This window comes from Leminorella grimontii, assembly GCF_039789245.1.
Classification (GTDB): domain Bacteria; phylum Pseudomonadota; class Gammaproteobacteria; order Enterobacterales; family Enterobacteriaceae; genus Leminorella; species Leminorella grimontii.
The window spans coordinates 1,641,009-1,652,924 of sequence record NZ_CP146357.1; the positions used below are offsets into that span (position 1 = coordinate 1,641,009).

Genomic DNA, 11,916 nt, shown 5'->3' on the forward strand with positions numbered 1-11,916 from the left:
CAGCTTGAAGGATGAAGCGTATGGAGTTTTGCAACTCTACGGCAAGAAGCATAGACTCAGATCATCATTGGGTTGAACACAATAGGTTTTTTATGACGCACAGGCCTCAGGCGAAGTATCGCCACGATTATTGTAAACCGGACTTCATTATTACCGACATCAAACTGGACGTCGACTTGGCGCCGAGCACAACGCGAATAAGCGCGGTAAGCCGCATTGAGCGACGGGGCGATGCGCAAGCGCCGCTGGTGCTCGACGGTGAGAACCTGACGCTGATTTCGATAAGCGTTGACGGCAAGCCCTGGAGCGACTATCTGCTGCACGAGGGCGCTCTGACGCTAAACAACGTCCCCGACCGATTTATGCTTCACGTCGTTAACGATATCCACCCCGCAGAGAACAGCGCGCTGGAAGGGCTGTATGTTTCAGGCGAAGCGCTGTGTACGCAGTGTGAGGCCGAAGGCTTCCGCCACATTACTTACTATCTTGATCGCCCCGACGTTTTGGCGCGCTTTACCACCCGCATTACGGCGGATAAGGCGGCCTATCCCTATTTGCTGTCTAACGGGAACAGAGTGGCGCAGGGCGAGCTGGCTGACGGCCGCCACTGGGTTGAATGGCAGGATCCGTTCCCAAAACCCTGTTACCTTTTTGCGCTGGTGGCCGGGGACTTCGACGTCTTGAGAGATAAATTTGTTACTCGTTCCGGGCGAGAGGTCGCGCTGGAACTGTTCGTCGATCGCGGCAATCTGGATCGCGCCGGTTGGGCGATGACGTCATTGAAAAATTCCATGCGCTGGGATGAAGAGCGCTTTGGCCTGGAGTACGATCTCGACATCTACATGATTGTTGCTGTCGACTTCTTCAATATGGGAGCCATGGAAAACAAAGGACTGAACGTCTTTAACTCCAAGTACGTGTTGGCGAAGGCGGAAACGGCGACGGATAAAGACTACCTCAACATCGAGTCGGTGATTGGTCACGAATATTTCCACAACTGGACCGGTAACCGCGTCACCTGCCGCGACTGGTTCCAGCTTAGCCTTAAAGAGGGGCTGACGGTATTTCGCGATCAGGAATTCAGTTCGGATCTGGGGTCAAGGGCGGTTAACCGCATTGACGCCGTCAGAGTGATGCGCAGCGCGCAGTTTGCCGAAGACGCAAGCCCGATGGCGCATCCGATCCGCCCTGAAAAAGTGATCGAGATGAACAACTTCTATACGCTTACCGTGTATGAGAAGGGGTCGGAAGTGATCCGCATGATGCACACGCTGTTGGGCGAAGAGAAGTTCCAGGCGGGCATGCGCCGCTACGTTGAACTTCACGACGGATCCGCCGCGACCTGCGACGACTTTGTCGAGGCGATGGAAACGGCTTCCGGCATCGATCTTACCCAGTTCCGCCGCTGGTACAGCCAGTCCGGCACGCCGCGCCTGACGGTGCGCGATGACTATGATGAAGCGAAGCGCCAGTACCGCCTGACCGTAAGCCAGATGACGCCGCCGACGCAGGATCAGGCCGAAAAACTGCCGCTGCACGTACCGCTAGACGTTGAGCTTTATGGGCGCGAAGGGGAGGTTATTCCGCTGTCGATTAACGGCCAAAATCTTTCTTCTTCTATATTAAACGTGACGAAAGAGAGCGAAACGTTCGTCTTTGACAACGTGCCGCAGCGTCCGGTGGTTTCCCTGCTGCGGGAGTTTTCTGCGCCGGTGAAGCTGGATTACCCCTATACCGACGAGCAGCTGGCCTTCCTGATGCAGCACGCCACCAACGAATTCTCCCGCTGGGACGCGGCGCAAATGCTGCTTGCCAAGCACATAGGGGAAAACGTTCTGCGTTTACAGAAGGGTGAAGCGTTTACGCTGCCGGATAGCGTGGTGGACGCCTTCCGCGCCGTCTTGTTGAGCGATACGCTGGATCCCGCGCTGGCCGCGCAGATCCTGACGCTGCCGTCGGAAAATGAGATGTCTGAGCCGTTTGATATCATCGATCCTGATGCGATACACCAGGTTCGAAGCGCCATGCTCAAGCGTTTGGCGCAGGATATGGAAGCTGAATGGCTAGCGGTTTATCTGGCTAACGGAACCGATGAATATCGCATCGATCATGAAGACATTGCCAAGCGAGCGCTGCGCAACGTCTGCCTGAGCTATCTGGCGTTTGTTGACGATCGTGACTTTGCCGATGGCCTGATAAGCCGACAGTATGCGCAGTCAAATAATATGACGGATTCGCTGGCGGCGCTCTCGGCGGCCGTTGCGGCACAGCTGCCGTGCAGCGCGGCCATGATGGCGGAATTTGACGAACGCTGGCATCAGGACGGGCTGGTTATGGACAAGTGGTTTATTCTGCAGGCTTCCAGCCCGGAAGCGGGGGTTTTGCAGCGCGTGAAGGCGCTGATGAACCATCGCTCTTTCAGTATGAATAACCCTAACCGCATCCGCTCCCTCATCGGCGCCTTTGCCTCAACCAATCCGTCGGCGTTTCACGCGAAGGACGGGTCGGGTTACGAGTTCCTGACCGACGTGCTGGTGGATCTCAACCAGTGCAACCCACAGGTGGCCGCACGGCTTATCGAGCCGATGATCCGCCTGGGGCGTTATGATGCAGATCGCCAAGCGCTGATGCGAAGATCTCTTGAACGTCTGAAAGGAATAGAAAATCTTTCCGGCGATCTGTTTGAGAAGATTGGCAAAGCGCTCGGAACCGAGTAGTTAAAGCGCTTGAGAAGCTGAATTAAGCCGGCATTTGTGCCGGCTTAATTATATAACACGCATTATTTTTAAGGATTATTGATTTATTTTTATCGGCGAATGCTGAATAATATCCCCCCGGTTAATCGCCGGATTAAGGAGAGAGTATGTTTTACCCTTTCATCAGGAAAGCGCTGTTCCAGCTCGATCCTGAGCACGCTCATGAGCTTACCTTTCGCCATTTACGCCGCATCAGCGGCACATCTCTTCAGTGTCTTATCCAGCAAAATGTTCCCGATAAGCCCGTCACCTGTATGGGACTCACTTTTAAAAATCCGCTTGGCCTTGCCGCCGGTCTTGATAAAGACGGTGAATGCATTGACGCGCTGGGCGCGCTGGGATTTGGCGCGATCGAAGTAGGAACGGTAACGCCAAAGCCACAGCCGGGAAACGATAAGCCGAGGCTGTTTAGGATCGTTTCTGCCGAGGGGCTGATCAACAGAATGGGCTTCAATAACCTTGGCGTAGATAACCTGGTTGAGAATATAAAAAGAACACGCTTTCAGGGAATTATCGGTGTTAACATCGGTAAGAATAAGGTGACGCCGGTAGAGCAGGGGAAAGACGACTATTTGATTTGTATGGATAAAGTATATTCCTATGCGGGATATATCGCCGTTAATATATCGTCGCCCAATACGCCGGGATTGCGATCGTTACAATATGGCGATGCGCTTGACGATCTATTAAGCGCGATCAAGTTAAAGCAAAGTGAATTAAGCAGCAGGCATCAGAAATACGTTCCGATCGCAGTGAAGATCGCGCCGGATCTTTCTGAAGATGAATTGATCCAAATAGCCGATAGTTTAGTAAGACATAATATTGATGGCGTAATTGCAACAAATACGACGTTGGATCGCGAGTCCGTTATTGGATTAAAGAACAGCGAGCAGGCAGGGGGGCTGAGCGGTAAGCCTCTGCGCGCCAAGAGCACCTCGACTATCGCCCGCCTCTACGCTGAGCTGAACGGGCGGTTGCCCATTATTGGCGTAGGGGGAATTGATTCTGTTGAAGCGGCAAAGGAAAAATTAGACGCAGGCGCCACACTTCTTCAAATCTATTCTGGATTTATTTTTAAAGGACCGGGATTGGTAAAAGAAATTGTGAACGGTTTGTCCCCTAAATAGTTTGAAGTATGACGGGGATATAAATTATTTCTTATTAATAAGCAACCAGGGGTTTATTTTTTCCTCTGGTTGTTCTATATTCAAAGCGTTTACCCCTCAAATTAATTATAGTGAGATATAAACGGTATCTTTTCATCCGATATTGATTTGCCATTTCATATTTTGAGGGATGAAAAGATAAGTTTCGTTTGTTATATACCCAGAATAATTTGAGTTGCGGGTATGCTGGGTGCAGCTTGAAGTATGACGGGATGAGTTTAAGGAAAAAGCAATGAGGATTAAGCCAGACGATAACTGGCGCTGGTATTTTGACAGTGAACACGATCGATTAATGTTGGATTTATCCAACGATATGATTTTTCGTTCGCGCTTTGCTGGCAAAACGTTAACGCCCGATGCGTTTACCGAATCCGCATTCTGTGTTGACGACGCAGCGCTGTTCTTTGAACTGGAAGAACGCTGCCGCAGCCTTTCTCTTACTCATGAGCAGCGCGCGGAGCTGACTCTGAACGCGCTGGCGGCGCACCGTTTTTTAAAGCCGCTGATGCCCAAGAGCTGGTATTTCGAGCAGCAGGCGTTTGAACTGCGCCCTGCGCGTAGCGATATTGTTGCCGTTTCTATCATTGAAAACGGGCAGCCGGCGCTGCTGCTGGTCGTGGACGCGGGTGAAAACGCCAGTCTGTGCCTGGTGGCGCAGCCCTCCATGATGATGGCGGGAAAGTGCCTGCAGCTGGGTGATGCAATAAAAGTGATGCACGACAGGATGCTTAGCGTTCAGTTCGAGCAGGCCCACATTCCTTTCGCTCAGGTCGGTTAACCTGAACGTTTCCGTTAGTTTTACGCCCGCACTTGCGGGCGTTTTACTTTCCTTACGCGTTAAGTCACGCCAGCTCTACGTTGGTTTTAGGCACACAGCTGCAGGCCAGAACGGAGCCGTCGCGTTTAATCGCCCCTTTCCTTAACGGGTTTACTTCTCCCGCATTGAGCTTGATGCGGCAGCAGCCGCAAATGCCGGCGCGGCAAGAGTAGGGGATTTGAATGCCGTTTTGCTCCAGCTGCTCAAGCAGTACCTGCTGATTGTTGCCGACAAAGGAGCGTTCGCCGTAGCTGATAACGACGTCTTTGGGCGCTTCTCGTATCCGCTCAGCGGTGTCCAGCTCGGACGAGCGGTAAACGCGGGGAGGGTGAGTCGCCAATATCTCAATGTCGTCGCCAAGGCGTATAACGCCCTGGTTGCGGGCAATCATATTTTGACCAAAATCGACGTCGCCGTTTTCCGCCGTTCTGAACTGCGTCAGGGTGCGTAACGGTTCTTCCTGCGGGTGCTTGCGGCCGCTTTGGGTATTCACCGTGGTTAAAATGCACCGGCTGCAGGGTTTAACCAGATCGAAAATCACTTCGCCGATGCGTATCGTTTGCCATTCGTCTTCGGCGAAGGGCGCCGCGCCGCGCACAATAAGGTTAGGGCGGAACTGTTCGATAACGATATTCGCCGGGCAGCGCGCCTGTAGGGACTGGAAAGAGGCTTCATTGATCAGCAGGTAGGGGAAACCGTCGGCGAATCCCAGCGGGACCTCCGGGCGGTTCTTTACCCTACGCGTAAGTTCCGGCCCGACCCAACGCAGCTGTACGTCGCGATTTAAGTAACCGCTCAGCCAACGGTTCACCTCGTCTGGCGCAACGTGGGCGGTAAAGTGGTTGCCCCAAACTTCCGTCGGCGATCGTTCGGCAGAAAAGTCGTTAAAAGCCACGGTCTTGTTCTGGCCGTCCGGCGCGGTTAAGGATACGCCGTTAATCAGCAGCGCGGGCGTGAAGCAAACGAGCTGAGGGTACTGGCGAGCGGTGATAAACGTGCCCGCGGGGTCAGTAATCATGAATATGCGGTCGAAAGCCAGACCGCCGGCCTGCACCTGTGCGTGGGAGAGTTCCAGCCCTCTCATGGACTTGACGGGATGTACATATAAACGAGATAGAGTAACCACGCGTAAAGCTCCGTATTGATAGCGTACAGTTTGGATGTTGCCGAACGTTGCCAGCACATCGTACTTGCTTCGGGCCTGACCGACGTACTCCCAAAGCTAATACAGGCGCTCTTCCGGCCGAGCATGCGGGTGATATAAGCAGGCCGTATTTTCGGCCGGAATATCCACCGAAGCTTAGGCTGTGTCCCGTAACTATACGCGGATGGCGCTGGCGGTCATTTTTACGCAGAACAAGGCGCGAGGTTTGGCGGGCCAAATAAGCCACGAGGAACGCAGCGCTGCGTAAAAATGGCCCCAGCCCTTCGGGACGCGCGCCAAAATCACGAACTCTGCGTTGTCGCACTTGGGCATAGGCCCACTATGCCCTGCACGCTCCGCCTTGATTACGTGATTTTGGCTCAGCGTCGCCACCGCGGACAGTTACGGGACACAGCCTTGGACGGTTTGTCAGCAATCTGAATAAATAGCAGGTAACTTTATGACAAAGAGGACGGATTGGCTATAATGTTCAACCTATTTTTATTCTGTGGTGCATGGTTATGATCTCTTTGTTTGCCAGTACGGCGCGAGGCCTGGAAGAACTGTTAAAAACCGAACTGGAAGCGCTGGGAGCAAACGGCTGTCGGGTCGTTCAGGGCGGGGTACATTTTGAAGGCGACAAGCGCCTGATGTACCGTTCGCTGCTTTGGAGCCGATTGGCATCGCGGATACTGATGCCGCTGGGCGAGTTTCGCGTTTACAGCGACATGGACCTTTATCTCGGCGTCAACGCCGTCGACTGGCCGTCGATGTTTAGCGTTAAGAATACGTTTGCCGTGCATTTTACCGGCACCAACGATGAAATCCGCAATAGCCAATACGGGGCGCTGAAGGTAAAAGACGCTGTCGTCGACAGCTTTATGCGCAAGGTCAAGCAGCGTCCGGACGTCGCAAAGCAGCAGCCCGATATTCGCATCAACGTCTTCTTGCAAAAAGAGAAAGCCAGCCTGGCGCTCGACCTGAGCGGCAGCTCTCTACACCAGCGCGGCTATCGGGATGCGACCGGCCAGGCGCCATTAAAAGAGAATCTGGCGGCGGCCATCGTTATGCGCTCCGGCTGGCAGGCGGAAACGCCGATGGTCGACCCGATGTGCGGTTCGGGAACGCTTTTGATTGAAGCCGCGATGATCGCGGCGAACGTGGCGCCCGGCCTTCACCGAAGCGCGTGGGGATTCGACGCCTGGAGCGGCCACGACGCCGAGCTGTGGCAAGAGCTGCTAAGCGAGGCTCAGGCCAGCGCCAGCCGGGGTGTGAATAAGACCGCGTCGCGCTTCTACGGCTACGATAACGATCGCCGAGTCATTGAGATGGCAAAGCTGAACGCGCGCCGCGCCGGCGTCGGCAGCCTTATTCATTTCGCCTCTCAGGATATTACTCGGTTGACCAACCCGCTGCCCGACGGGCCGCAAGGCACCGTGTTGAGCAACCCGCCTTACGGCGAACGCCTGGAAAGCGAACCCGCGCTGATTGCTCTACATACGGCGCTTGGGCAAATTATGAAGCGGGACTTTGGCGGCTGGAACCTCTCTCTGTTTAGCGCGTCTCCAGAACTGTTGAGCTGCCTGCAGCTTCGTTCAAGCCGGCAGTTTAAGGCTAAGAACGGCCCGTTGGAGTGCGTTCAGAAAAACTATCGCTTAACGGATAGCGCAGGGCGAGAGAAGAACGAGGGCGATGAAGCCCCTCAGCAAAAAGCGGAGGCGTCAGCGCCGCTGGCGGCTGATTTCGCCAATCGCCTGAGTAAAAATATTAAGCGCCTTGAGAAGTGGGTTAAGAAGGAAGGTCTCGAGTGCTACCGCCTGTATGATGCCGACCTGCCGGAATACAACCTGGCGCTGGACCGCTATGGCTCCCGCTACGTTCTGCAAGAGTATGCGCCGCCTAAAACCGTGGCGCCGGAAAAGGCTCGTCAGCGCCTGTTTGACGCCATCAACGCGACGCTGGCGGTGCTCGAACTGCCGGCCAACGCGCTGGTGTTGAAGGTGCGGGAAAAGCAAAAGGGAAAAAGCCAGTACGAGAAGCTGGCGCAAAAGGGCGAGTTTTTCCAGGTGGAAGAGTACGGCGCTAAGCTGTGGGTTAACCTGACGGACTACCTAGACACCGGGCTGTTTCTCGACCACCGCATCGCCCGTCGGATGCTGGGGGAAATGAGCAAAGGAAAAGACTTCCTCAATCTGTTCGCCTATACCGGCTCCGCCAGCGTTCACGCCGGCCTCGGCGGCGCGCGCACCACCACCACGGTGGACATGTCGAGAACCTACCTGGAATGGGCCGGACGCAATATGAGCGCTAACGGCCTTACCGGCCGCGCCCATCGCCTGATTCAGGCCGACTGCCTGGGCTGGATGGAAGAAACGACCGAACAGTTCGACCTTATCTTTATCGATCCGCCGACGTTTTCCAACTCAAAGCGAATGGAAAACAGCTTTGACGTGCAGCGAGACCACATTGCTTTGATGAGTCACCTCAAGCGAATGCTGCGCCCTGCAGGCACTCTGATGTTCTCCAACAACAAGCGCGGCTTTAAAATGGATCTCGACGGTATCGCCAAGCTGGGGCTGAAGGCGAAAGAAATTTCGGATAAGACGCTGTCTCCAGACTTCGCGCGTAACAAACAAATTCACAACTGCTGGCTGTTAACGCATGCCGGCGAGGATCGTTAATTAATGTCTCTTATCAGTTTATCCGGCGCGTGGCTGTCGTTTAGCGATGCGCCCCTGTTGGACAATACCGAACTTCATATTGAACCCAACGAGCGCGTTTGTCTGGTTGGGCGCAACGGTGCGGGTAAGTCAACGCTGCTGAAGATCTTAAATAAAGAAGTCCCGTTGGACGACGGCCAACTGGTGTTTGAACAGGATCTGGTCGTCTCGCGGCTGCAGCAGGATCCGCCTCGTAACGTTGAAGGTACGGTGTTTGACTTCGTCGCCGAAGGCGTCGAGCAGCAGGCCGAGCAGCTTAAAGCCTATCATCATCTTTCTATTGAGGTTGGAAACGACCCCAGCGAACAAAACTTAAAGCGGCTTGCCGAGTTGCAAGAGGCGCTGGAGCATCAGGGAACCTGGCTTATCGATAGCCGCATCCGCGCCGTTTTGGAGAAGTTGGGATTGGAGGCGGAAGCGCCTCTGTCATCGCTTTCCGGCGGCTGGCTGCGCAAGGCCGCTCTGGCGCGGGCGCTGGTGTGTTCGCCAGACGTGCTGCTGCTGGACGAACCGACCAACCATCTTGATATTGACACTATCGCCTGGCTAGAGTCCTTCCTGAAGGAGTTCAACGGCAGCATTATCTTTATTTCCCACGATCGCGCCTTTATCCGCAACATGGCGACGCGCATTGTCGATCTGGATCGCGGCAAGCTGGTGTCCTGGCCCGGCAACTATGATGCTTATCTACTTGGTAAAGAAGAGTCTCTACGCGTTGAGGCTTTGCAGAATGCCGAGTTCGATCGCCGCTTGGCGCAGGAAGAGGTCTGGATCCGTCAGGGGATCAAGGCGCGGCGCACGCGCAACGAAGGACGCGTCAGAGCGCTAAAGGCGATGCGAAATGAGCATGCCGAGCGCCGAGGCGTTATGGGATCCGCTAAAATGCAGGTGGAAGAGTCCCTGCGTTCGGGCAAGATCGTGTTTGAAATGGAAGACGTTAGCTTTAGCCGGGGCGATAAAACGCTGGTGAAGCATTTTTCCGCCCAGGTTCAGCGCGGGGATAAGATTGCGCTGGTAGGGCCCAACGGGTGCGGAAAAACCACGCTATTGACGCTGATGCTGCAGCAAATCCAGCCTGACAGCGGCAGCGTGCGGATTGGCACCAAGCTGGAAGTTGCCTATTTTGACCAGCACCGCGTCCAGCTGGATCCGGATAAAACCGTGATGGACAATCTGGCGGACGGCAAACAGGAAGTGATGGTTAACGGCCGTTCCCGCCATGTGCTAGGCTATTTACAGGACTTTTTATTCCATCCTAAGCGCGCCATGACGCCGGTGCGGGCTCTGTCCGGCGGCGAGCGCAATCGTCTGCTGCTGGCCAAGCTGTTTTTAAAGCCCAGCAACCTGTTGATTCTTGACGAACCGACAAACGATTTGGATATTGAAACATTAGAACTGCTGGAAGAGCTTATCAGCGACTACGGTGGAACGGTGCTGTTGGTAAGCCACGATCGGCAGTTTGTCGATAATACCGTGACGGACTGCTGGATTTTTGAAGGCAACGGCGTGATTAAGGCGTTTGCCGGCGGATATACCGACGCGCACGGGCAGCGGGCCGGTAGCGTCGAGCTTAAGGCGCAGTCGACCACTGCCGCACAGAATAAACCTGCGGTAGAAAAAGCAGAAGATCGTAAGAAAGCCGGCAATAAGATGAGCTATAACCTTCAGCGAGAACTGGAGGGGCTGCCGGCAAAAATTGAGAAGCTTGAGGCTGTTGTTGCGACGCTGCAAGAACGGGTGGGCGATCCTGAGTTCTTTAGCCAGCCTCACGAGGTGACGCAAAAAGTGTTGACCGAACTGGCCGAAGCCGAGCAGCGGTTTGAAGAAGCCTTCCTGCGTTGGGAAGAGCTGGAGTCGATGAAAAACGCTTAACGGCTTTCGCTGGTTGGGTAGCGGTTGGGTAGAGGTAGCGTAACGGAATGAGGTTAATGACTAAGACATATTCTTGTCTGCATGAAGCAGGGCGCCGCCTATGTGCGTAGACGCATCCTGTACGCACGCAGTGGGCACATCGACTATGGGGCGCTCGCCGTCTCAAGAGGCGACTTTTTCCGCTGCGACAGAGGCAGAGAAGGAAGTCATGCTATGCCCTCAGTGCGACCTGATGGTTGAGCTACCGCAGCTGTCTCAGGGGAAAAAGGCGGTTTGTCCGCGCTGTCATACCACCTTAACCGCGCGCTGGGTTGAACCGGCGCTGCAGCCGGTCTGCTTTGCCATCAGCGCGCTGATTATGATGGTGTTTGCCAACCTGTTTCCGTTTATCAACATGCGGGTGTCGGGTATTTACAGTCAGATCCGCCTCATTGAAATCCCTCAGGTGATGGTGGGGGACGATTACGCCAGCCTGGCCACGCTGTTCGTTATTTTCGTGCAGCTGGTGCCGGCGTTTTGCATGCTGGCTATCATCCTACTCGGCCTTAAGGTCAAACTGCCTTACCGCCTGCAGGTCGTGATGGGGCGCATTGTTTATTTGGCTAAAGTCTGGTGCATGGTGGAGATTTTCCTGGTGGGCGTACTGGTCAGCTTCGTTAAGCTGATGGCCTACGGCGACATTGGCGTCGGACCCAGCTTTATTCCCTACTGTTTGTTTTGCCTGCTGCAGGTAAGGGCCTTCCAATGTATGGATCGCTACTGGTTTTGGCAGAATATTCAATCCGCGCCCAAGCTGGAACGGGAACTTAGGATCGGGGAGTCCGGTTTGGCTCAGGGGCTCCGTTCCTGCCCCTGCTGCATGGCGACGCTTCCGGCGGATATGCACCGCTGTCCCCGCTGCTTCACTACCGGTTACGCGAGAAGAAAGAACAGCCTGCAGTGGACGCTTGCGCTGCTGATAACGTCAGTAATGCTGTACATACCGGCTAACCTGTTGCCGATTATGGTGACGGAAGTGCTGGGCAATCCGGAACCGTCTAACATTATGTCTGGGGTTATCCTGCTTTGGAAAGACGGTTCGTACCCGGTGTCGATGGTGATTTTTATTGCCAGCATCATGGTGCCGTCGCTGAAAATTCTTGCGATAGGATGGCTCTGCTACGACGCGTCGGAGATGGGACAAAAGAGCGGCTATTTAGACCGCCATAGAATGCATTTTATTTATGAGATCGTGGAGTTCGTCGGGCGTTGGTCAATGATCGACGTGTTCGTTATCGGCGTGCTGTCTGCGCTGGTGCGCATCGGTCGGCTGATGAGCGTCTATCCCGCCGTCGGCGCTATATTATTCGCAATGGTGGTTATTTTGACCATGATCGCCGCCATGATGTTCGATCCGCGCCTGTTGTGGGATCGTACTAAGCCAGTATCAACCAATCAGTGA

7 protein-coding genes are annotated in these 11,916 nt (G+C 54.5%); 6 read left to right on the top strand and 1 reads right to left on the bottom strand.

The genetic code is table 11. The features are described 5' to 3' along the window. Window positions 1–92: 92 nt before the first annotated feature. The 3 genes from pepN (at window position 93) to V8L73_RS07835 (ending at window position 4,700) form a co-directional block, all read left to right on the top strand. Window positions 93–2,717, top strand: coding sequence for an aminopeptidase N (gene pepN / locus V8L73_RS07825; protein WP_347254566.1), 2,625 nt, complete (start codon window positions 93–95; stop codon window positions 2,715–2,717). Between the two features lie 146 nt (window positions 2,718–2,863). Further along, window positions 2,864–3,883, top strand: a complete 1,020-nt coding sequence (pyrD, locus tag V8L73_RS07830) for a quinone-dependent dihydroorotate dehydrogenase (protein ID WP_347254567.1) — start codon at window positions 2,864–2,866, stop codon at window positions 3,881–3,883. Window positions 3,884–4,154: 271 nt separating this feature from the next. Next, window positions 4,155–4,700, top strand: coding sequence for a cell division protein ZapC (locus V8L73_RS07835; RefSeq protein WP_027274545.1), 546 nt, complete (start codon window positions 4,155–4,157; stop codon window positions 4,698–4,700). A gap of 64 nt (window positions 4,701–4,764) precedes the next feature. On the opposite strand, the gene V8L73_RS07840 is transcribed toward V8L73_RS07835, so the two are convergent. Further along, window positions 4,765–5,865, bottom strand: a complete 1,101-nt coding sequence (locus tag V8L73_RS07840) for a YcbX family protein (protein ID WP_347254568.1) — start codon at window positions 5,863–5,865, stop codon at window positions 4,765–4,767. Window positions 5,866–6,404: 539 nt separating this feature from the next. Here V8L73_RS07840 and rlmKL point away from each other — a divergent pair. The 3 genes from rlmKL (at window position 6,405) to pqiA (ending at window position 11,916) form a co-directional block, all read left to right on the top strand. Further along, window positions 6,405–8,564: a bifunctional 23S rRNA (guanine(2069)-N(7))-methyltransferase RlmK/23S rRNA (guanine(2445)-N(2))-methyltransferase RlmL gene (gene rlmKL / locus V8L73_RS07845; protein ID WP_261831662.1), complete on the top strand. Its 2,160-nt coding sequence runs from the start codon at window positions 6,405–6,407 to the stop codon at window positions 8,562–8,564. A 3-nt stretch (window positions 8,565–8,567) separates the two neighbouring features. After that, window positions 8,568–10,475 carry an ABC transporter ATP-binding protein gene (locus V8L73_RS07850; protein WP_027274548.1) on the top strand — a complete coding sequence of 636 codons (1,908 nt, stop codon included), beginning with the start codon at window positions 8,568–8,570 and terminating at the stop codon, window positions 10,473–10,475. Window positions 10,476–10,620: 145 nt separating this feature from the next. Then, complete coding sequence (gene pqiA / locus V8L73_RS07855; protein WP_347254805.1) at window positions 10,621–11,916, top strand: membrane integrity-associated transporter subunit PqiA; 1,296 nt, start codon at window positions 10,621–10,623, stop codon at window positions 11,914–11,916.

What these genes read in the sequence shown, in the direction of transcription:
- pepN (WP_347254566.1), top strand. Translation starts at nt 93, where the DNA reads ATGACGCACAGGCCTCAGGCGAAGTATCGCCACGATTATTGTAAACCG.
- pyrD (WP_347254567.1), top strand. Translation starts at nt 2,864, where the DNA reads ATGTTTTACCCTTTCATCAGGAAAGCGCTGTTCCAGCTCGATCCTGAG.
- V8L73_RS07835 (WP_027274545.1), top strand. Translation starts at nt 4,155, where the DNA reads ATGAGGATTAAGCCAGACGATAACTGGCGCTGGTATTTTGACAGTGAA.
- rlmKL (WP_261831662.1), top strand. Translation starts at nt 6,405, where the DNA reads ATGATCTCTTTGTTTGCCAGTACGGCGCGAGGCCTGGAAGAACTGTTA.
- V8L73_RS07850 (WP_027274548.1), top strand. Translation starts at nt 8,568, where the DNA reads ATGTCTCTTATCAGTTTATCCGGCGCGTGGCTGTCGTTTAGCGATGCG.
- pqiA (WP_347254805.1), top strand. Translation starts at nt 10,621, where the DNA reads ATGGGGCGCTCGCCGTCTCAAGAGGCGACTTTTTCCGCTGCGACAGAG.